Source organism: Streptomyces filamentosus (assembly GCF_014654895.1).
GTDB lineage: Bacteria > Actinomycetota > Actinomycetes > Streptomycetales > Streptomycetaceae > Streptomyces > Streptomyces filamentosus.
This window is the reverse complement of record NZ_BNBE01000003.1, coordinates 1,145,740-1,165,888: the sequence shown is the minus strand read 5'-3', so window position 1 is coordinate 1,165,888 and position 20,149 is coordinate 1,145,740. Positions and strand designations below refer to the sequence as shown.

Below are 20,149 nucleotides of genomic sequence, written 5' to 3'. Positions count from 1 at the left end.
TCCCGGTCCGGGTCGTGCGGTGGTGCGGCCGTGCTCGTGTCGTGCGGTCGTGCTCGTGCGGCGGTGCGGTCGTACGGCGGTGCGGCGGTGCGGCGGTGCGGTCCTGCTCGTGCGGTGCGGAGGGGAGGTCAGCAGCCCGTGTTGCCGTGCTTGATGGCGATCGCGAGGTCCGGCAGCGTGATGGCTCCGGCGATCGTGGCGCCGTTGGCGTCGGCGTTCAGGTTGCTGATGTCGGTGCGGCCACCGGTGGCGTCGAGGCCGAACTGGCCGGCGGCGCCGTCCTTGATGCCGGTGGCCTTGATGCCGTCGCCGTCGGCCGCGGCGCCGATGACGTTCGGGGTGGCGTCGCTGGCGTTCAGGGTGGCCGTGGCCGCCTTGAGCGCCTGCGCGTCGAGGATGAGCTTGTTGGCCTGGAGCCCGGCGCCGGCCACCAGCTGGTCGCTGGTGAGCGGGGTCTGGGCGGCCGGCGAGGAGATGTTGAGCGACCAGGTGCCGAGGCTGCCGATCACCGGGAGGTTGACCGACTGCGTGGCGTGGACGCAGATCCCGTCGAGGCCGGCCTTGGCGATGCCGACCTGGGCCGCGCCCTTGGGGCCGCCGGCGTCGATGGTGTGCAGGACCGCGCCGATGCCCTGCGGGGCCGCCACCGTCTTGGAGCTGAGGGTGAACGGCACGCTGGTCAGGGAGAGGTTCGCCGCGAGGGCGCCCTGGACCATCGCGGTGGCCATGGCCGCGACCGCCGTGCAGGCCGGGACGGCGAGGAAGGCCGATCTGCGCCAGCGGGTGACGCCTCTGGGCTCGTTCCGCATGAGGGTTCTCCAACCGTAGGTCCGCGCGGGTGGCGCGGGGTGGGGATGAGGGACAGCCGTGCGTCCGGGGCCGGAGGCCGGGGACGACGGACACTCTGTGGCTGCCCGTTCGAGAATTGGACACTATGAGAAGTTGTGTCAATAGTGCGGACAGGCTTCGGATTTCTGACGCTGCCCTAGGCTGGCGCGATGGCACGCTTCAGGGAGACGGTCCGGACACTGCTGCGCGAACGCCTGCTGGACGCCGCCTACGAGGGCGTGGCGGAACGCGGCTTCGAGCGGCTGCGGATGGCGCACGTGGCCGACGCGGTGGGCGTCAGCCGGCAGACCCTGTACACCGAGTTCCCCTCCAAGGAGGCGCTTGGCGAGGCCCTGTTCCGGCGCGAACTGGAGCGCTGCCTGGTCGGCGTCCAGCAGGCACTGGACGCGCGTCCGGACGACCTCCGCGCGGCCGTGGAGGCGGCCGTCTCCTTCACCCTGACGCTGGCCGGCCGCAATCCGCTGATCAGGGCGATGCTCACCGGCGCGGGCCAGGACGGCCCCCTCCCCCACCTGACGGCCCGGTCGGCCGCCGCCTTCGACCTGGCGACGGCGGCGGTCGGGGCGTACGCGGCGGAGACCTGGCCCTCGGTCGACCCGGTCGCGCGCGACCTGGCGGTGGACACGGCGGTCCGCCTGACGGCGAGCCACGTCGTCCAGGCCGCCGCCCCGCCCGGGGAGTCGGCCCGCCGGATCGCGGACACGGTGGTGCGGGTGGCCCTCGGCACCGGCACGGAACGCCTGCCGACGCCCGGCGCCCGCGCCTGAGGAACGCCGGCCCGTCCCCCCTCTAGGGCGGCAGGGGTCCCGCGTACTCCTCCAGGACGGGCCGGTTGCCGAGGCCGGGCGCCGTGGAGACGGGGTAGGCGCGCAGCCCGACCCGCCCCTCGACCCGCTCGATCGCCCCCCAGCCGTACTGCCGGGAGTCGTCGGACAGGTCGGGGTTGTCGCCCAGGTAGAAGAAGGAGCCCTCGGGGACGGTCCGCAGCGCGGCCCGCGCGGACCGGGTGCCCTCCGTGGAGCAGCACGCGCCCGCACGGTGGGCGCGGTCGGTCCACTGGGACGCGGCCACCCGGCGGACCGGTCCCGTGCCGCCCTCCTGGAGCAGCACCTGGAAGGGCTCCTCGCCGGTGGAGACGATCGCCACCCGGTCGCCGGGCAGTCCTATCACCCGCTTCACCATGAGGGAGTCCTGCCGGCCGCCGCGCAGCAGGACCACGTCGAAGCGGTGCACCCGCCCCTCCGAGCCCGGCGAGACGAGGATCCGGTCGCCCGGGCGCAGGGTCGGGTCCATGCTGGTCCCGTCGACCCGGACGCCGAGGGCGGTCACCGCCACTCCCGCGAGCAGGCAGAGCAGGACACCGGCCCCGAGGACGGCGCCGAGGGCGCGGCCCGCCCTCATGGACGGCCCCTTCGGCCGCCGGGTCGGCCGGGGTCCGGTACGGCCCCGGACCGGTGGAATTCGGTCATGGCGGGACGGTAGGCCGGAGGGCGGACGGCGACTGTGACCGTACCGCTCACCCTTGTTGACCAATCGTCTACCAAGCCGGGCGCGAGGACGCGGGCTCGCCCTCCGGCACGGGCCCGCCTTCCGGCACGGGTACGGATACGGGGCCCGGGCCCCGGTCGCGGACCTGGTAGGCGCGGGGGGTCTCGCCGGTCCAGCGGCGGAACGCCCGGTGGAAGGCGCTGGGTTCGGAGAAGCCGAGGCGCCGGGAGAGCCGCTCGATGGAGACCCGGCCCGCGGTGAGTTCCGCGATGGCGTGATCTCGCCTCACCTGATCGCGCAGCCGCTGGTACGTGGTGCCCTCGGCGGCCAGCTGGCGACGGAGGGTCTGCGGACTGACCGAGAGCCGTTCGGCGAGCTCCTCCGGGGTGGGGACGGGGCCGGCCGGCAGCGCCCGGCCGATGAGGTGGCGCACCCGGCCGGTGGCCGTGCTCCCCCACTCCGAACAGACCAGCACGCCGTCGGGGGCGCGGCGGAGGAAGTCCCGGAGGGCGTCCGCGTCCCGCAGCACGGGTTCGTCGAGGTCGGCGCGGTCGAAGACGGCGGCGGTGCGGGCGGCCCCGAAGACGCAGGGCGCGCCGAACAGGAGGGCGTACTCGGCGGCGTGCGGGGGCTCGGGGTGGGTGAACTCGACGCGGCGCAGCCCGATCCGGCGGCGGACCAGCCAGCCGGCGAAGCGGTGGGCGACGAGGACGGTGGCCTCGGCGCCGAAGTGGAGGGGGTCGTCGTACCGGGAGACGTCGAACTCCAGCCGCGCCTCGTCGAGTCCCCCGCCGCCCTCGCTCCCCTCCGGGGGCGCGGCGGGTTCGACCAGCCGGAACTCCGGGCCGCCGGGGAAGAGGGAGTAGAAGGTCCGGGCGCGCCCCAGGGCCTCGCGCAGGTCACGGCTGCCGTGGACGACGACGTGCCCCATCATCGCGAAGGTGCCGATCCGGGTGGGCGCGCCGCCAAAGCCGATCAGCTCGTCGTCGAGGATCGCCCAGAGCATCCGGACGAGCCGCCCGAACCGCTCGGACGGCACCCGCTCCGGCCCGCCTCCGCCCGGCCCGTCGAGCAGCTCGGGCGGCAGACCGGCGCGGGCGAGCAGCGGCCCGGCGGCCACCCCGCGCCGCCGGGCCCCCAGCAGCACGGCCCGCACGTGATGGGCGTTGACCGATCCCGACGCCGTCCGCATGCCCGTCGCCTCCGTCCCGGCCCCTCCGGCCCCCCGCCGATGGACACTTCACCTCGCGAGTGTCCAGGTTCAGACACTCTAGTGCGGACTGTAAACCGGTCGGGGGGAGTCTGCGGCGAACCGGGCGTACGTCACAGCATCTGCGTCTACCGTCGCCCCAGGAGCGCGCCGGCGGTGCGGCGGCGCCGGAACGGGACGGACGGGAGAGGGCAGACATGAGCGGAATGGCACGACGGACCGTGGTGGCGGCCGGCGGGGCGGGGCTCGCGTCGGCGGCGCTGGCCGCCTGCGGCGGCACGGGCGCGGAGGAGGACGGCGGCACGGGCGCGGCGGACGGCGCCGCCGAGGCCCCGCTCGCGAAGACCGGGGAGATCCCGGTGGGCGGCGGCAAGGTCATCGCCGGCCGGGGGGTCGTCATCACCCAGCCGAAGGCCGGGGAGTACAAGGCGTTCTCCTCGAAGTGCACCCACGTGGGGTGCGCGGTGAGCGAGGTGAAGGACGGCGTCATCGTCTGCCCCTGCCACCAGAGCAGGTTCGACATCTCGGACGGCAGCGTCACCTCGGGTCCGGCGACGTCACCCCTGCCGCCGGAGCCGATCGAGGTGAAGGGCGAGGAGATCTCCTTCGGCTGACCGGCCGGGCGCCCGCGCGGCGGGTGGCCGGGCGGTCACCCGGCGGGCGACCGGACGTCCGCACGGCGGGTGACCGGACGCCCGCCCAGCGAGTGACCGGACGCCCGCCCGGCGGGTGACCGGGCGATCACCTGGCCACCCGCCGCGCGGAAGGGTCCTGTCCCCGGCCCGCCGGGAAGCGCGGCGCCTTCCAGGCGGCGAGCAGGTCGTCGGTGGTGGCGACGGTGGCGACGAGGGCGAGGGTGTGGCGGATCATCGCCGGGGTGTAGTCGGCCGGAACGCCCGCGATGGCGTCCCGGGGGACGACGACCGTGTAACCGAGGTTCACCGCGTCGAAGACGGCGTTGGGCACGGCCACATTGGCGGAGACGCCGGTGACGACGAGGGTCCGGCAGCCGAGGTTGCGCAGCAGCGCGTCCACGCCCGTACCGGCCAGCGGGGACAGGCCGTGCAGCCGCCGCACCACCAGGTCCTCGTCCGCGACCTGGATCGGCTCGGCGATCCGTACCGCCGTGGAGCCGCTGTGCTGTTGCACAGGAAGCCGTGCGGCGGCCCGGAAGAGGCGCGCGTTGTCGTTGGAGCCGCGCCCGTCGGGGCGCCGTTCGGCGACGGCGTGGATCACCTGGACGCCGGCGCCGTGCGCGGCGTCGACGAGGCGCGCCACGTTGGCGAGGGCCCCCGACCGCCGGGCGACGGCGGCGAGTTCGGGCAGGGCGCTGTCCTTGCCGACGACGCCCTGCTGGCACTCGACGGTGAGCAGGACCGTCCCGTCCGGACGCAGTCGCTCGTCGAGTTCTTCCCGTCGGCCCATCTCTCCCCCTCGCACGTACCCCTTGCACCGGCGTGGTCGCGCACCCATGATTTCTGACGTCTCATCAGAAATCTAGAAGGGTGCGGACGATGACCGTCGCACAGCGCCGTGGACGCCGGATCATGATGACCCCGGAGGAGCTCGACTCCTTCCTCGCCGAACAGCGCACCTGTCGGGTGGCGACCGTCTCCGCGGACGGCCGCCCCCACGTGAGCGCGCTCTGGTACGCGTGGGACGGCACCTCGCTCTGGCTCTACTCGCTGACCCGGAGCCGCCGCTGGGCCGAGCTGTCGGCCGATCCGCGGATCTCCGTCCTGGTGGACGACGGCGAGGAGTACGGCGAGCTGCGCGGGGCCGAGCTGTCGGGACGGGCCGTGCCCGTGGGCGAAGCACCGCGTACGGGCGAGCCCTGCCCGGAGCTCGACGCGGTGGAACGCCTCTTCGCCGCGAAGAACTTCGGCCTGGACGCCATGCCGCACGACGGCCGGCACGCCTGGCTCCGGCTGACCCCGGACGCCGTCGCCTCCTGGGACTTCCGCAAACTCGGCGGGGTGTAGGCCCCCTCCCGGCCCCGGTCAGTCCACGTGCGGCCGGCCCGCCTCCCGCAGCGCCTCGACGACCGCGCGCAGGGAGGGCCGGCGGCCCGCGTCGGTACGCCAGGTGGCGTGGATGTGCCGGCGCACCCGCTGCCGCACCGGCACGCAGACGACGCCTTCGGGGTGCGGCCGGCCGAGGCGGGGCGTCACGCACACGCCGAGTCCGGCGGCGACGAGGGCGAGCTGGGTGTGGTGCTCCCCCGCGAAGTGGGCGATGCGCGGCTCGATGCCCTGGGCGCGCAGGGTGAACATCAGCCAGTCGTGGCAGAACTCGCCCTCCGGCCAGGACACCCACTCCTCGTCGGCGAACTCCGCCAGGTCCACCGACTCCCTCCCGGCGAGCGGATGGCCGGCCGGGAGGGCGACGTCGGCGGAGTCGTCGAGCAGGTGGGCCCGCTCCAGCTCGCCGGGGACCGGCGACCTCCGGTTGCTCCAGTCCAGGACGATGGCGAGGTCGGCGTCACCGCGCAGCACCGCCCGCACCCCCTGCTCGGGCTCGAACTCGGCGGTGCGGACCCTCAGGTCGGGGTGGCGGGCGCGCAGGGCGGCGAGCGCGGCGGGGAAGAGGCCGCGGGCGGCGGTCGGGAAGCCGACGAGCCGGACCTCTCCGACGACCTGGCCGCGCTGGGCCTCGATGTCGGCCTGGGCGAGCTGGACGTGGGAGAGGATCCGGGCGGCGTGCTCGGCGAGCAGCAGGCCGGCGTCGGTGAGCCGCACCCCGCGCCCGTTCTTGGCGAGGAGCTGCTGGCCCACCTCCCGCTCCAGCTTGGACAGCTGCTGGGAGACGGCGGAGGTCGTCACGTGCAGGCCGTCCGCGGCGCCGCTGACGGAGCCGTGCCGGGCGACGGCGTCGAGGGTGCGCAGGCGCTCCAGGTTCAACATGTAAGCAATGCTAAGGGAAGGGGTCGAAGAAATCTCGCTTGTCCTACGAGGTCGGGGCGATCACCCTGAGTGCATGAGCCTCGCAGCCGCCTCCGCCCCCTCCCCCTCGCCCCTCCGCCCGTCCTTCCGCTCCCGCCTCCTGGACTGGCGGGTCCGCTTCGGCGTGCTCGCCCTGATCTGGGGCTTCAGCTTCCTCTTCATCAAGGTCGGCACGGAGGGCTTCGCCCCCTTCCAGGTGACCTTCGGCCGGCTGCTGTTCGGTACGGCGGTGCTGGTCGCGGCGCTGCTGATGAAGCGGGACCGGCTGCCGCGCGGGGCGCGCACGTGGGGCCACCTGGCGGTGGCGGCGTTCCTCCTGAACGCTCTGCCGTTCTCGCTCTTCGCGTACGCGGAGCTGACGATCCCGTCGACGCTGGCGGGGATCTGCAACGCGACGACGCCCCTGTGGGGCATGGTCCTCTCGCTGGTGGCGCTCTCCGAGGACCGGCCCACCCGGGTCCGGGCGGCGGGCCTCGGCATCGGCTTCGTCGGCGTCCTGACGGTCCTCGGCGCCTGGCAGGGCTTCTCCGGCCTCGACGTCACGGGCACCGCGCTGGCCCTGCTGGCCTCCTTCAGCTACGCCGTCGGCTGGATCCACGTCCGCCGCACCCTGAGCAGCACCGGCGCCTCGCACCTCTCCCTGGCGACCGGCCAGGTCGGCCTGGCCACCCTGCAACTGGCCTTCGTCACCCCGCTCTTCACCACGCTCCCGCAGTCGGTCGAGCTCCTGCCGCTGCTCTCGGTGATCGCCCTCGGCGCCCTCGGCACGGGCTACGCGATGCTCCTCCAGTACGGCGTGGTCGCGGAGGTCGGCCCGACGACGGCCTCGATGGTCACGTACTTCATCCCGGTCATCGCGACGGCCGCCGGCGTCGCCTTCCTCGGCGAACACCTCGCCTGGAACACCCCCGTCGGCGCCGCCGTGGTCCTCCTCGGCGCCGCCCTCACCCAGACCCGCGCCTCCTCCCGCACCCCCGCACCCGCCCGCGCGGCCGAGCCCCTCGCCAAGACCCCCCGGAAAACCCCGAGCCGCGCGTGACACCGGCGCGCGCGGCCTCACTCGGGCCGCACGGCACCCCGCCGGGCCCCGCGGTGGCTTCCCCGGCGAACTCCGCCTCCGGCCGGAGGCGTCCGCGTCAGCCGTAGCTCCGGGCGGGGGCCGGGCCCGCCGCCGCGGCCACGGCGTCGGCCAGGGGGGCGATGTCGTGGGCCGCCAGGGGGGAGACGGTGATGCGGACCGCGGGGGGCGCGGCGATGCGGAAGCGGGCGCCGGGGGCGACGGCCCAGCCCGCGGCGAGCAGCCGGGCGACGGCCCCGGTCTCGTCGGCGACCGGGACCCAGACGTTCATGCCGCTGCGGCCGTGCGCCTCGACGCCCCGCCGGGCCAGGGCCCGGACGAGGGCGTCGCGCCGTTCCCCGTACGCGTCGGAGACCTGCTCCGGGTCGACCGCGCCCGTGGTCCACAGGTGGACGACGGCCTGCTGGAGGAGCCGGCTCACCCAGCCGGGGCCGAGGCGCTGCCGGCCGAGGACGCGGTCGACGGTCTCCGGGTCGCCGGTGAAGGCGGCGATCCGCAGGTCGGGGCCGTACGCCTTGGCGACCGAGCGGACGAGCGCCCAGCGGTCGGTGACCCCGGCGAGCGGCCTCAGGCGCCGGGAGACGATGCCGTGCCCGTGGTCGTCCTCGACGAGCAGCACCCCGGGGTGGGCGGCGAGGACGCGGCGCAGCTGTGCCGCGCGGGCGGGGCCGACGCAGGCGCCGGTGGGGTTCTGGGCGCGGTCGGTGACGATCACCGCGCGGGCGCCCTCGCTCCGGATCGCCCGTTCGACGTCGGCGGCGAGCGGGCCGTCGTCGTCGACGGCGACCGGCACGGGGCGCAGCCCGAGCGCGGGCACGAGGTCGAGGAGGCTGCCCCAGCCGGGGTCCTCGACGGCGACGGCGTCGCCGGGCCGGAGGTGGACGGCGAGGACCCGCTCGATGGCGTCGAGGGAGCCGGAGGCCACCCCGACCGGCCCGTCGGGGACGCCGTCGGCGTCGAAGGCGGCGCGGGCGAGCCGGGCGAAGTCCGGGTCGAGGGGCGCCTCCCCGTAGAGTCCGGGCCGCTCGGCGTAGCGCCGGGCCGCCTCCGCGAGGGCCTCGCCCAGCGGCGGCAGCAGCGCGGGGTCGGGGTTGCCGCCGCTGACGTCCCGGACGCCGGGCGGCGCCTCGACGCGCAGCGAGCCGCGCGCGGTGGTGGCGGGCCGCGGCCGCACCCGGCTGCCGCGGCGCCCGTCCGTCTCGATGACCCCGCGCTCGCGCAGGGTGCGGTAGGCGGCGGCGACGGTGTTCGGGTTCACGCCCAGGTCGGCGGCCAACTCCCGCATGGGCGGCAGGGCTTGGCCGGGCTCCAGCGCGCCGGCGCCCACCCCCCGCTCCACGCTGGCGGCGATCTCCGATGCGCGACGTCCTTCGATCCGATACTCTCCTAGCACAAAGCAGATTATGCACTAGTGCAATACGAGGAGCAAGGGGACCCGCCATGACCGCCGCCACGACCACGGCCACCACGACCACCGCCGCCGAGCCCCCCGAGGGGTACGCCCCCACCGACCGGACCGTGCCGACCCGCTCCCGGCAGCGCGCCTCGTACGACCGCGCGCTCGTGCACGCGATCCTCGACGAGGGGTACGTCTGCCACCTCGGGTTCATACGCGACGGGGCGCCCGTCGTGCTCCCCACCCTCTACGGCCGGATCGGGGAGCGGCTGTACGTGCACGGCTCCACCGGCTCCCGCCCGCTCCGCATGGCCGGCGCCCGCCCCGGGGGCGAGGAGACCGCCCCCGGCCTGCCGGTCTGCCTCACGGTCACCCACGTCGACGGCCTGGTCCTCGCCCGCTCCGCCTTCCACCACTCCCTCAACTACCGCTCGGTCGTCGTCCACGGCACCGCGCACCAGGTCACCGACCCCGAGGAGCTGCGCACCGCCCTCGACGCGCTCGTCGACCAGGTCGTCCCGGGCCGTTCGGCCGACTCGCGCCCGGCGAACGCCAAGGAGCTCGCCGCCACCGCCGTGATCCGGCTCGACCTGGAGGAGGTCTCGGCGAAGGTCCGCACCGGCGGCCCGAACGACGACACCGAGGACCTGGCCCTGCCGCACTGGGCCGGCGTGGTCCCGGTCGCCCCGCGCACCGGCGTCCCGGTCGCCTCGGCGGACCTGGACCCGTCCGTCGCCCTGCCCTCCTACCTGACCGCGCCCTGAGAGGACCGGCCCCGTGCTCATCCACCCCTGGGACGCCGCCGCGGACGAGACCGAGTGGCGGGAGTGGCTCGCCCGCCACGACTTCGGGCAGCTCGCCGTCAACGGCCTGCCCGGCGACCCCGCCCCTGGTGCAGCCGACGCACTTCCGTCACGAGCCGGAGCCCGGCCCGTACGGCAGGGTCCTCACCCACCTCGCCCGGCCCAACCCGCTGTGGCGCGCCATCGAGGCGGACGCACAGGTGCTGCTCAGCGTCGTCGACGACCACGTGTACGTGCCCGGCCCCTGGGCGGCCCCCGAGGGCGCGCCCGCCGAGCACGGCACCCCGACCTCGTACTACGCGGCTGTGCAACTGCACTGCGTCGCCCGCGTGGTGGACGACCCGGCGGAGAAGGCCGACCTGCTGAACCGGCAGGTCGCCCACTTCCAGCCGGACGGCGGGACCGCACCGGTCGCGCCCGGCGAGGCCCCGTTCGGCCGGCTGCTCCCCGGCATCCGGGGGCTGGTCCTGGACGTGACGGAGGTGCGGGCGAAGTTCACGTACGCGGGCAACAAGCCGGCCGGCGTGCGCCGCCGGGTCGCGGACCGGCTCGCCGAACGGGCCGGCCCGGGCGACCTCGCCGCCCGGGTCCACCAGCTCCGCCGGCCGGAGCCCGCCGGCTGACCCGCGGCGCCGTCGCGCCGCGAGTCCGCCACGGCCCGGAAGACGCGTCGCTACGCCGCCGCGGGTTCCTCTCCCCGGCGCCGCTCCGCCGCCGTCCGGGCCTCCGCGAGGGCGAGTCCGGTGACGGCGGCGAGGAGCAGCACGGTGCCGAGCACGGTCGTGGCCGTCAGCTCCTCGCCGAGGAGGGTGACGGCGAGCAGCGCGGCGCTGACCGGCTCCAGGAGCATGATCACGGAGACGGTGGCGGCCCGGACGACCGCGGCCCCGGCGAAGTACAGGGCGTAGGCGAGCGCGGTCGGGATCGCCGCCACGTACAGCAGCAGGAGGAGCAGCCGGACGGCGTCCTCGGTGTGCGGCAGCAGTCCCTCGGCTACCGCGAGGGGCAGCACGACGAGCGCCGAGACGCCGAAGGTCCACGCGGTGCCCGCGAGCGAGCCGGCCCCGGTGGCGCCGGTGCGGCCGAGCCGGCGGGTGAGCAGGGTGAGCGCGGCGAAGCCGGCGGCGGACAGCACCGCGTGGCCGACGCCGGCGAGCCGGACCTCGGCTCCCCCGCCGCCCAGGACGAGGACGGCGAGCCCGGCGAGGGCGCCGGTGACGGCCGCGAGGCCACCGAGGCCGAGGCGTTCGCCCATGGTGACGCGGGCGCCGATCGCGATGAGGACGGGGCCCGCGCCGAGGGTGACGACGGTGCCGACGGCGAGCCCGGTGGACTCGACGGCGGCGAAGTAGGCGGTCTGGAAGACCGCGAGCCCGACCCCGGTGCCGACGATCCGGATCAGCCGGGTCCGGCGCGGCTCGACGGCGGACCGGGGGACGGGCGTGGCGACGGGCGCGGTGGCCGGCCCCCCGCGGCCGGGCCGCAGCAGCCGGAGCGCCGGGACCGCGAGGAGGAGCAGGAGGCCGCCGGCGCAGCGCCAGAAGGAGAGAGCGAGGGGGCCCATGTCGCTGTTGCGGAAGACGAGGGAGCCGGCGGCGCCGGCCGTGCCCCAGGCGATTCCCGCGACGACGAGGTGGAGCAGGCTCCGCCCGACGGGCACGGCGGGGGCCGCGGCGGGCAGGACGGCGGGGGACTGCGGGTTCGACACGTGGTTTCTCCGTGAAGACGGTCCGTGCGGACGGACCGGGGTGAAAGGTGGTCGCCGGTTCCGCGCGCGGACGGCGACGGGCCGCCCGGGGGCGTGATCGCCCCGCCCGGGCTGCCGGTCGTCTTCGGGAGAAGGTGCCGCGCGCGCTAGGCGACGGGCGGCGGAAGAACGGTCGAGTGCATGGGCGGCACCCTACGGGGTGGTCCGCCCGGCCGACAACCGCTCTCCGCCCTCGGTCCCCGCCCCCACGGCCCCGTCCGGCCCGGTCGACGCGGCCGTCCCGTCCGCCCCCTCCGGAGCGTTCGCCCCGTCCGACCCGGCGACGGGCCCTCCGGACGCGGCCTTGGGGGCGGTCGACTGGGCGATGAAGGCGCCGACGAGGACGAGCGCGCCGCCGAGCAGCTGCGGGGCGTCCAGGTGCTCGCCGAGCAGCACCCAGGCGAGGACGGTCGCGATGACCGCCTCCAGACAGGCCACCACGCCCGCGACCTGCGGCGAGAGCCTGCGCACCGACACGACGCCGGTGACGTACGCGAGGACGGTGGCGATCAGGACGATCCAGCCGAGCAGCAGCCAGGCCGGCACGGAGCTCCCGCCGAGGTCGGCCCGGCCGGCCAGGATGCTCGTGTCCATGCCCCACGGGCGGGCGACCACGGTGAGGACGAGGGCGCCGATCAGCAGTCCGTACGCGATCACGCCGAGCGGGTCGGCCGGTTCGGCCTCGTCGGTGCCCTGGTCGGAGAGGACGAAGTAGCCGACCTGGCAGCAGGCGGCGGCGAGCGCGAGGAGCAGTCCGAGGAGGTCGAAGCTCAGGCCGGACCAGACCTGGACGACGCAGGCGAGACCGCCGACGGCGAGCACCACGCCCAGCGCCGCGGCGCGGGTGACCGGCCGCCGCTGGACGAAGCGGACCCAGCCGAGGACGAGCGCCGGGGCGAGGTACTCGATGAGGAGGGCGACGCCGACGGGGATCCGGGAGAGCGAGGCGAAGTAGAAGGCCTGGACTCCCGCGACGGCGAGGAGGCCGAAGCCGACGAGCAGGCCGGGCTTGCGGCGCAGCAGGTCCCGGTGGCGCCAGGCCACGGGCAGCATGACGAGCGCGGCGCCGGCGACCCGGAGCCAGACGACGTGGAGCGGATCGAGACCCGCCTCGATCAGCGGCTTGGCCGCCACTCCCGAACCACCGAATGCGAAGGCCGAGGCCAGGGCGAGTCCCAGGCCGGCGCTTCTCCCCTGAGACGCGTGCATCGGGCCATCATGACAGGACCCGGTCAGGCGTGTAACCCCCGTCGCACCTGTTGAGACGCCGCCGGAGGAAACCCTTCCTCCGGGCCGGGGAAACCCGGGGCCCCCCTTCCCTCGGCCCCTCCTACTGCTGGACGCCCGGCCCGTCGAGGACCCCGGTGTCCCCGCGCGGGGCGAGGACGGCGGCGAGCGCGGTGGCGCGGGCGCCGAGCACCGGCGGGTCGATCCCGGCGTGCCGCAGCACCTCCCCCGCCCGGCTGCCGGGGTCGGCGGCGAGCCCGGCCAGCAGGTCGAGCCCGTGGGGGTGCTCCTCGCCGCGGGCGGCGGCGCGCCGCAGGGCCTCCTCCAGGGCGGCGGTGGCGGCCGGGGACCAGCGGGAGGCGCGGCGCGGCGTCCCCTCCCCGGCCCGTACGGCGGGCAGCGGGCGCGCGGGCCCGCCGCCCTCGCCGGACCGCTGCCAGCGGAGCCCGTATCCGATCGAGCGCTGGACGAGGTAGCCGAGGACCCGCGCGACCCGCTGCTCGCCGTCGAAGGCGGCGCGGGTCTCCGGGTCGGACTCCAGGAGGGCGTGCAGGAGGTGGGCGGTGTCGACCTGGCGGTCGCCGTCCCGCAGGGCCCGGCGGCGGGCGGCGCCGAGCACGGCGGCGAGGAGGGGCGCGGGTCCGGAGGGGTCCGGGAGCGGCGCGGGCCCGGCCGGGACCGGGGGCGGGGTGGGGCGCGACGGGACGGGAGGGTGCACCCTCCCACCTCATCAGCCGCGCCCGCGCGGGTCATCCCACGGGGGGACCATGTCCGCGTCCCACCGGAGTCGTGCACGCGCGCGCGAGTCCTCATCCTCCGGGAGGAGATCCGGCCGCCTTCCCCCCGGCCGGGCGCGCCGCCTTGCTTCTCAGCCCCGGACGCGGCCTGGATGCGGACCGGGCGCGGATCGGATGCGGACCGGGCGCAGGCCGTACGCGGCCCCGGACGCAACCGGACAGGCCGCGCGGAGCGTCCTTCCCACGTGTTCTGGATGGTGGGTCTGCGTGTGGGCGACGGCCGGCAGTTCGTGTACCGGGTGTACGCCCCCCGGGAGGCGCTGCCGGGCGATCTGTTCTGGGCCGCGTTCCACCGCCACGAGGAGGACGGCGGCCCGCGGGCGTCGGACTCCTTCGACACGGCCGAGATCTGGTGGATCGGCAACGGAACGGGCCCGGCCGCCGCAGAACTGACGGTTCATCAGTATTGAATGTTCACGCCCCTCCGGCTACGTTCCGCGACACCAGAACCCAGCGGGCACGCGTGAAGGGGTGGTCGTCATGGCCGAAGTCACCGCGGAGGCACGGATCGAGGCACCGACCGGGAAGGTGTGGGAACGCCTCACCGACTTCGGCTCGTACGGGGAGTGGAACGCCACCCACACCAACTTCCCGGACGGCGGCCCCGAGACCCTGGCGGCGGGCTCCACGTTCACCGAGAACATGAAGCTGATGGGTTTCCCGGCCGAGGTGCTGTGGACGATCGAGGAGCTGGAGGACGGCCGGGTCCTCGCCATCCGGGGCAAGGGCCCGATGGGCGTGATCGTCGGCACCCGGTACTCGCTGGCCGAGGACGGCGGGGCGACGAAGGTCCGCATCGACGGCGAGTTCACCGGTGCGGCGGTGTCGCTGATGGCGGGGAAGCTCAAGGACTCGGCGACGGCGGCACTGACCGAGTCGCTGCGCAAGCTCTCCGGCCTGGTCGCCTGACGCGGGCCCGGACGTGCGGGACGCACGAAGGGGAGGCCCCCGGCGGCCGGTGCCGCCGGGGGCCTCCCCGTCCCCTCCGCGCCGCCGGCTCAGTGCTCGTCGGCGAGGATGAGGTACAGCTTCTTCCTGGTCTCGTTGATGACCTCGACGGCCTTCTGCCGCTGCTCGGCACTGCCCGTCTTCCAGACCTGCCCGAAGGCCTCCATCAGGCCGAAGCCGGCCTGCCGGACCTCGTTGAGGGCCTCCCAATCGACACTGCGGCCGGCCTCCTCCCAGGGGGCGTCCGGGGTGGTCGCGGCCTCCTCGCGCCCGGCGTCGGTGAGCGAGAAGAGCTTCTTGCCGCCCTCGCTCTCGCTGACGATCAGGCCCTCGTCCTCCAGCATCTGGAGGGTCGGGTAGACCGAGCCGGGGCTGGGCTTCCAGGCCCCGCCGCTGCGCTCGCCGATCTCCTGGATCATCTCGTAGCCGTGCATCGGGCGGTCCTTGAGCAGCGCCAGGATCGAGGCGCGCACGTCGCCGCGCCGCGCCCTCCCCCGGCCGCCGCCGCGGCCGCGCCCGAAGGGGCCGCCGCCGAAGCCGGGCCCGGGTCCGCCGCCGAAGCCGGGGCCGAAGGGCCCGAAGGCGGCGCGCCGCCCCTCGAATTCGCCCCGCGGTCCGGGCCCGCCGAAACCGCGCCCACCGCCGAAGCCGCGGCCCGGTCCGCCTTCGCAGCCGTCTCCGTGTCCATGTCCGTGTGTACGCATCGCAACGCTCCTTCCGTGAGATTCATCGACGAACTGTCGCGATGCTTCAACGATATATCGGAACTGTTCGTCGAGCAACCCACCGACTGACGACTCCCCTCCCGGCCACGCCCGGAGCCCCTCCCCTGCCGGTCCAGACGTCCCCGATTGGCCTTCGCCCGCCGCCCTCGCCCGCCGGTACGGTCCGGAGCATGCGCATCCGAATCGTCGACGCCTTCACCGACCGGCCCTTCTCCGGCAACCCCGCGGGCGTCCTCCTCCTCGACTCCCCCGGATTCCCCGACGACTCCTGGCTCCAGCGGGTGGCGGCCGAGGTCAACCTCTCCGAGACCGCCTTCGCCCACCCGCTGCCCGCCGGCGGCGAGGCCGACTGGGCGCTGCGCTGGTTCACCCCGGCCACCGAGGTCGACATGTGCGGCCACGCCACCCTCGCCACCGCCCACGTCCTGCACACCACCGGCGCCGCGTCCGGGCCGGTCCGCTTCGCCACCCGCTCGGGCGTGCTGGGCGCCGTCACCGGGGCCGACGGCGGCGTCACCCTGGACTTCCCGACCTCCTCGCTCACCCCGGTCCCGGTCCCGGACGGCCTGGCGGAGGCGCTCGGCGCCGAGGTCGTCGCCGTCCACGACACGGCCGCACACGTCGGCGACCTCGTCGTCGAGCTCCGCGACGAGGCGACCGTCCGCGGCCTCGTCCCGGACCTCGCCGCCCTGACCGCCCACTCCTCGCGCGGCGTGATCGCGACCGCCCTCGCCGCCGATCCCTCGGGCGGCTACGACTTCGTCTCGCGCGGCTTCTTCCCCGCGGTCGGCATCCCCGAGGACCCGGTCACCGGCAGCGCCCACACCGCGCTCGCGCCGTACTGGTCGGCCCGCCTCGGCCGCGACGAGCTCACCGGCTTCCAGGGCGGCGCCCGCACGGGCCTGGTCCGCACCCGGCTGCGCGGCGACCGCACCCTCCTGACCGGCCACGCCGTCACGGTCATCGAGGGCGAGCTGCACGCCTGACACCGCCCGGACGCGCCTGAGGGGCGTACGGCTCCTGCCGTACGCCCCTCAGGTCACCCCGCTCTTCCGGCGCGTCCCGCCCCTCAGGTCACCCCGCTCTTCCGGTCGCCCCGTCTTCTGCTCTCCCCCGCTCTTCTGCTCTCCCCCGGTCCTCCGGCCGCCCCCGCCTCAGACCGTGGGCAGCCAGCCCACCTTCCCCGCCAGCAGGCCGTAGCCGACGAAGGCCACGATGTCGAGCAGCGCGTGGGCGACGACCAGCGGCCCCACCCGCCCCCAGCGGCGGTAGAGCAGGGCGAAGACGACGCCCATCACCATGTTGCCGACGAAGCCGCCGATGCCCTGGTAGAGGTGGTACGAGCCGCGCAGCACCGAGCTCGCCGCCAGCGAGGCCGTCGGCGACCAGCCCAGCTGGTCCAGCCGCCGCAGCAGGTAGCCGACGACGATGACCTCCTCCAGGACGGAGTTCTGGATCGCCGAGAGGATCAGGACGGGGTACTTCCACCACACGTCGGGCAGCGACTCGGGGACCACCGTGAGGTTGAAGCCGGAGGCCCGCGCGGCGAGGTAGAAGGCGAGGCCCGCGCTGCCGATGCCGGCCGCGACCAGCGCCCCGCGCCCCAGGTCGGGCCACGGCCGGGTGCGGTCGAAGCCGATCGCCCGCAGCCCGGAGCCCTCCCGCATGAGCAGGTGGGCGACGAGCACGACCGGGACCAGCGCCGTGGCGATGCCGAAGAGCTGCCAGGTGAGGTCGAGCCAGGGACGCCCGGGGGCGTACGAGCCGTTGAGGGTGGCCGCCTGTTCCTTGAGCGCGCCGGGGCGGGTCAGCGAGCCGACGAAGCTGATGAGGGAGGAGACCCCGCTCGCGCCGAGGGACAGCGCGAGCACGATGAGGGTCTCGGAGCGCAGCACCCGGCGCGGCAGGCCGCCCGGGGGCGGGGATGCGTCCACGACCCGTTGTTCCGACACCACGCCCGTCTCCCGTTCCCGTCGCGACCGGTACGGGGACCGGCCTCGGCCCCCGTACGACGATCATGCGCGACGGCCCGGCCGGAACGCCATCCCGGGGTCCGGGAACAACTCCCTCACTCCTCCGCGAGTCCCGCCACGAGCCCTGCCGTGGCCCCGTCCCCGACCCCGTCCCCGACCCCGGCCGCGACCCCCTCCGGCCAGGTGTGCACCGGCTCCCCCGTCAGCATCAGCTCGCGGTAGCGCCGGGTGGTCGCCGCCAGGGCCGCCTCCCGGTCGAGCCCGGACTCCAGGGCCCGGTGGAAGGCGTCGGCCTGCCAGGACGCGCCGTTGACCCGGCGGCGGCACCGCTGCTCGATGACGCCGAGGTAGAAGTCGCGGTCCGCCGGGGCGACGTGCCAGGCGTCGAGGCCCGCGGCGGCCAGCGGCAGCAGCTCGTCGAGGACGAGGCGCACGGCGGGCCGGGTCGCGGTGCCGCCCGCGCGGCCGGGCCGGGGCCAGCGCAGCTCCGCCTCGATGCCGTACCGGCAGGCGGCGTCGAAGTTGGCCTCGGCGTCCTCGAAGGGCATCCGCTTCCACAGCGGGCGCGGGTCGTCGGCGAGCGAGCGGACGAGCCCGTAGTAGAAGGCGGCGTTGGCGAGGACGTCGGTGACGGTGGGCCCGGCGGGCAGGACGCGGTTCTCCACCCTCAGGTGCGGGACGCCGTCGACCCAGCCGTAGACCGGCCGGTTCCAGCGGTAGACGGTGCCGTTGTGCAGGACGAGCTCCTTGAGCTGCGGCACCCCGCCCTCGTCGAGGACGCGCAGCGGGTCCTCCTCGTCGCACAGCGGCAGCAGCGAGGGGAAGTACCGCACGTTCTCCTCGAAGAGGTCGTACACCGAGTCCACCCACCGCTCGCCGAACCAGGTGCGCGGCCGGACGCCCTGCGACTGGAGCTCGGGCGGGCGGGTGTCGGTCGCCTGCTGGAAGAGCGGCGGGCGGGACTCGCGCCACACCTCGCGGCCGAAGACGAAGGGCGAGTTGGCGCCGAGGGCTATCTGCACGCCGGCGACGATCTGCGCGGCGTTCCAGACGGCGGGGAAGCGGGCCGGGGTGACCTGGAGGTGGAGCTGGACGGAGGTGCAGGCGGCCTCGGCGATGATCGACTCCGAGGTGTGCAGCAGCCGTTCGACGCCCTGGATGTCGAGGGTGATCTGCTCGCCGCGGGCGGTGAGGATCTGGTCGTTGAGCAGGGCGTAGCGGTCGGCGGAGGAAAGGTTCTCGAAGACGAGATCCTCCTGGGAGAGGGTCGGCAGTATGCCGATCATGACGACTCCGGCGTCGACCTCGGCCGCCTTGCGGTCGGCATATCCCAGCCCGGTTCTCAGCTCTTCCGCGAGCCGGTCGAAAACGTGGCCGCCGAGCCGACGCGGAGCGATGTTGACTTCCAGGTTGAACATTCCGAGTTCGGTCTGGAAATCGGAGCTCGCGATCTTTTCGAGGACGGCCTCGTTCAGCATCCTCGGCAGTCCGTCGGGGCCCGCGAGATTGAGTTCGATCTCCACGCCCATGAGGTTCCGCGGGCGGTCGAAGCGCTGCTCCGCGAGGAGCCGGGCGAGCCCCGCCAGACACTGCTGGAGCTTGCGCCGGTACCGCTGCCGGTCGGCCGGGCCGAAGCCGTCCGTCGCGACCTTCTCCCCCATCGAGGCGTCCCTCCGCGTGGGCGGCCACCGGACGGGGCCGCGCGTACGGACGATGATGCCCACGCCACTGATCGACAACGCCTGCTTTTCCGGCCGCTCCGCGGATAGTCTGGTCCGAACCTGTCGCCGTGCGCAGGACCCTCCGCACCCCGGACCGGGCCGTCGACATATACCAATGTCATATTGCCTCCCCGGCGCGGCCTGCCCGACTTTCGGAATTCATACGTCCGGCTTGCCGGAGAATGCGAGGACGGAGATCCTGTCTTCGCTCCGATTCCGCTCCGCGCCCCTTCCCGGACGGCCTGATGACGTCTTGTCAGGAATACCTGTGGCGGCTAGCGGAAACACTCTGTGAACACGTGTCGTATAAACTCCGCGGACGAGGCAGAGCGCCGGCGACCGGCCACGACCCCGTGGCCCCCCGCTCCGCCCCCGCCGCCGACAGCGCCGTCGCACCGTCCGCGTACCGCCGCACCCCGCACCGCCGTACCCGTATCCCCGCACCACCGTGTCTCCTGAGCGAGAGGCGACCCACGATGCTCCGACCCACCCCGGCCCCCGCGCCGGCCCTCCGCAGTGTCCTCGCGGCACTCGGCTCGCCCACGGCAGTGGACGAGGCCCGCACCCCGGCCCTGCGGGCCGCACCAGGACCGCTGAGCCCCGAACTCCCGCTGCCCGTCCACGTGCTGAGGATCTCCGCGGCACCGGGACAGGCGCCCGGCAGCCGGCTCGTCGGCTGGCGTTTCCTCATCCGGAGCGGGGACCGGGCGATCGCCGCCGCGGACACCATGCTCACCCCGGACGGCTGGTCCTTCTCGCACTTCTTCGAGGGGCCGTACGTCGCCGCCACGGAACGGGCCCTGGCCCAGGCCGAGGCGCTGCCGGGCACGTACCAGCCACGGCTGCTCTCGGTGCCGGAGCTGTACATGCTGACGCTGTGGCTGCACGCCGAAGAGGACCCGGACGGGGCCGAACCGGGCGCCGAGTCCGCCGACGTGCTCGTGCCGCTCGCCCCGGCCCCGCCCGGCATCGCCCCCCACCGTCCCTACCGGGTGGCCGATCTGCTGCCCGTGCTCAGCACCCGTCTCGCGCCGCCGCCCCTGCTCGGGTCCGCGGCGCCCGCCTGATCCGTCCCGCGCGCACCGCCCCGTGACCCGGCCGGGTCACGGGGCGCACTGCTGTCCGGATCCCCGTCCGAACGCCGTCGCCGAACACCCCTCCCGGACGGACTAGCCCGCTGGGACCACCCCGAACCACCCGAAAAGGCGGGGGTGTTGACCTGAACCGCCCCTGCGGGTGATGCGT

The 20,149-nt window shown here is 75.1% G+C and carries 21 protein-coding genes and 1 pseudogene; 10 read left to right on the top strand and 12 right to left on the bottom strand.

Annotation, left to right across the window (positions count from 1 at the left end; genetic code table 11):
- Positions 1–128: 128 nt before the first annotated feature.
- Positions 129–809 carry a DUF6230 family protein gene (locus IE326_RS32755; protein ID WP_190044068.1) on the bottom strand — a complete coding sequence of 227 codons (681 nt, stop codon included), beginning with the start codon at positions 807–809 and terminating at the stop codon, positions 129–131.
- Positions 810–998: 189 nt separating this feature from the next.
- Here IE326_RS32755 and IE326_RS32750 point away from each other — a divergent pair, with 189 nt between their 5' ends.
- A complete protein-coding gene (locus IE326_RS32750) occupies positions 999–1,616 on the top strand; it encodes a TetR/AcrR family transcriptional regulator (RefSeq protein WP_190044067.1) in 618 nt (205 codons plus the stop codon).
- Between the two features lie 22 nt (positions 1,617–1,638).
- Here the strand turns inward: IE326_RS32750 and lepB are convergent, their stop codons facing one another.
- Positions 1,639–2,250, bottom strand: coding sequence for a signal peptidase I (gene lepB, locus IE326_RS32745; RefSeq protein ID WP_190044066.1), 612 nt, complete (start codon positions 2,248–2,250; stop codon positions 1,639–1,641).
- 136 nt (positions 2,251–2,386) lie between these two features.
- Positions 2,387–3,529 (bottom strand): AraC family transcriptional regulator, encoded by a 1,143-nt coding sequence (locus tag IE326_RS32740; protein ID WP_190044065.1) that lies wholly within the window; start codon positions 3,527–3,529, stop codon positions 2,387–2,389.
- 215 nt (positions 3,530–3,744) lie between these two features.
- Between IE326_RS32740 and IE326_RS32735 the strand changes: the two genes are divergently transcribed.
- Complete coding sequence (locus tag IE326_RS32735) at positions 3,745–4,161, top strand: Rieske (2Fe-2S) protein (RefSeq protein ID WP_150227146.1); 417 nt, start codon at positions 3,745–3,747, stop codon at positions 4,159–4,161.
- 127 nt (positions 4,162–4,288) lie between these two features.
- Here the strand turns inward: IE326_RS32735 and IE326_RS32730 are convergent, their stop codons facing one another.
- Positions 4,289–4,972: a cysteine hydrolase family protein gene (locus tag IE326_RS32730; protein ID WP_150227147.1), complete on the bottom strand. Its 684-nt coding sequence runs from the start codon at positions 4,970–4,972 to the stop codon at positions 4,289–4,291.
- A gap of 89 nt (positions 4,973–5,061) precedes the next feature.
- Here IE326_RS32730 and IE326_RS32725 point away from each other — a divergent pair, with 89 nt between their 5' ends.
- On the top strand, positions 5,062–5,529 hold the full coding sequence (locus IE326_RS32725) for a pyridoxamine 5'-phosphate oxidase family protein (protein WP_150227148.1): 468 nt from the start codon (positions 5,062–5,064) through the stop codon (positions 5,527–5,529).
- An 18-nt stretch (positions 5,530–5,547) separates the two neighbouring features.
- Here IE326_RS32725 and IE326_RS32720 read toward each other — a convergent pair whose 3' ends face one another.
- The gene (locus tag IE326_RS32720) at positions 5,548–6,450 is read right to left on the bottom strand and encodes a LysR family transcriptional regulator (RefSeq protein WP_150227149.1); all 903 of its coding nucleotides are present in this window, start codon (positions 6,448–6,450) and stop codon (positions 5,548–5,550) included.
- Between the two features lie 73 nt (positions 6,451–6,523).
- Here IE326_RS32720 and IE326_RS32715 point away from each other — a divergent pair, with 73 nt between their 5' ends.
- Positions 6,524–7,528, top strand: a complete 1,005-nt coding sequence (locus IE326_RS32715) for a DMT family transporter (RefSeq protein ID WP_190044064.1) — start codon at positions 6,524–6,526, stop codon at positions 7,526–7,528.
- A gap of 97 nt (positions 7,529–7,625) precedes the next feature.
- On the opposite strand, the gene IE326_RS32710 is transcribed toward IE326_RS32715, so the two are convergent.
- Positions 7,626–8,960, bottom strand: coding sequence for an aminotransferase class I/II-fold pyridoxal phosphate-dependent enzyme (locus IE326_RS32710; RefSeq protein ID WP_190044063.1), 1,335 nt, complete (start codon positions 8,958–8,960; stop codon positions 7,626–7,628).
- A 47-nt stretch (positions 8,961–9,007) separates the two neighbouring features.
- Here IE326_RS32710 and IE326_RS32705 point away from each other — a divergent pair, with 47 nt between their 5' ends.
- Together IE326_RS32705 and IE326_RS32700 are read left to right on the top strand one after the other, a co-directional pair.
- Positions 9,008–9,727, top strand: coding sequence for a pyridoxamine 5'-phosphate oxidase family protein (locus IE326_RS32705; protein ID WP_190044062.1), 720 nt, complete (start codon positions 9,008–9,010; stop codon positions 9,725–9,727).
- Between the two features lie 13 nt (positions 9,728–9,740).
- Positions 9,741–10,389 (top strand): annotated as a pseudogene (locus IE326_RS32700) (FMN-binding negative transcriptional regulator).
- 50 nt (positions 10,390–10,439) lie between these two features.
- On the opposite strand, the gene IE326_RS32695 reads toward IE326_RS32700, so the two are convergent.
- The 3 genes from IE326_RS32695 to IE326_RS32685 all read right to left on the bottom strand — a co-directional run bounded on the left by IE326_RS32695 (position 10,440) and on the right by IE326_RS32685 (position 13,458).
- Complete coding sequence (locus tag IE326_RS32695) at positions 10,440–11,474, bottom strand: DMT family transporter (RefSeq protein ID WP_229915752.1); 1,035 nt, start codon at positions 11,472–11,474, stop codon at positions 10,440–10,442.
- A gap of 192 nt (positions 11,475–11,666) precedes the next feature.
- Entirely contained in the window at positions 11,667–12,722 is a 1,056-nt protein-coding gene (locus IE326_RS32690; protein WP_190044061.1) for an EamA family transporter, read from the bottom strand.
- Between the two features lie 121 nt (positions 12,723–12,843).
- On the bottom strand, positions 12,844–13,458 hold the full coding sequence (locus IE326_RS32685; protein ID WP_190044060.1) for a Clp protease N-terminal domain-containing protein: 615 nt from the start codon (positions 13,456–13,458) through the stop codon (positions 12,844–12,846).
- 264 nt (positions 13,459–13,722) lie between these two features.
- Here IE326_RS32685 and IE326_RS32680 point away from each other — a divergent pair, with 264 nt between their 5' ends.
- Positions 13,723–13,947 (top strand): hypothetical protein, encoded by a 225-nt coding sequence (locus tag IE326_RS32680; protein ID WP_190044059.1) that lies wholly within the window; start codon positions 13,723–13,725, stop codon positions 13,945–13,947.
- 70 nt (positions 13,948–14,017) lie between these two features.
- Positions 14,018–14,446, top strand: coding sequence for a type II toxin-antitoxin system Rv0910 family toxin (locus IE326_RS32675; RefSeq protein WP_150227156.1), 429 nt, complete (start codon positions 14,018–14,020; stop codon positions 14,444–14,446).
- An 89-nt stretch (positions 14,447–14,535) separates the two neighbouring features.
- On the opposite strand, the gene IE326_RS32670 is transcribed toward IE326_RS32675, so the two are convergent.
- Positions 14,536–15,189 carry a PadR family transcriptional regulator gene (locus tag IE326_RS32670; RefSeq protein ID WP_150227157.1) on the bottom strand — a complete coding sequence of 218 codons (654 nt, stop codon included), beginning with the start codon at positions 15,187–15,189 and terminating at the stop codon, positions 14,536–14,538.
- A 191-nt stretch (positions 15,190–15,380) separates the two neighbouring features.
- Between IE326_RS32670 and IE326_RS32665 the strand changes: the two genes are divergently transcribed.
- A complete protein-coding gene (locus IE326_RS32665; RefSeq protein WP_190044058.1) occupies positions 15,381–16,196 on the top strand; it encodes a PhzF family phenazine biosynthesis protein in 816 nt (271 codons plus the stop codon).
- Between the two features lie 168 nt (positions 16,197–16,364).
- On the opposite strand, the gene IE326_RS32660 is transcribed toward IE326_RS32665, so the two are convergent.
- Complete coding sequence (locus tag IE326_RS32660) at positions 16,365–17,144, bottom strand: CPBP family intramembrane glutamic endopeptidase (RefSeq protein WP_150227159.1); 780 nt, start codon at positions 17,142–17,144, stop codon at positions 16,365–16,367.
- Positions 17,145–17,278: 134 nt separating this feature from the next.
- Positions 17,279–18,844 (bottom strand): glutamate-cysteine ligase family protein, encoded by a 1,566-nt coding sequence (locus IE326_RS32655; RefSeq protein ID WP_190044057.1) that lies wholly within the window; start codon positions 18,842–18,844, stop codon positions 17,279–17,281.
- A gap of 536 nt (positions 18,845–19,380) precedes the next feature.
- On the opposite strand from IE326_RS32655, the gene IE326_RS32650 reads away from it, so the two are divergent.
- Positions 19,381–19,971 carry a hypothetical protein gene (locus IE326_RS32650; protein WP_150227161.1) on the top strand — a complete coding sequence of 197 codons (591 nt, stop codon included), beginning with the start codon at positions 19,381–19,383 and terminating at the stop codon, positions 19,969–19,971.
- The last annotated feature ends 178 nt before the right edge of the window (positions 19,972–20,149 follow it).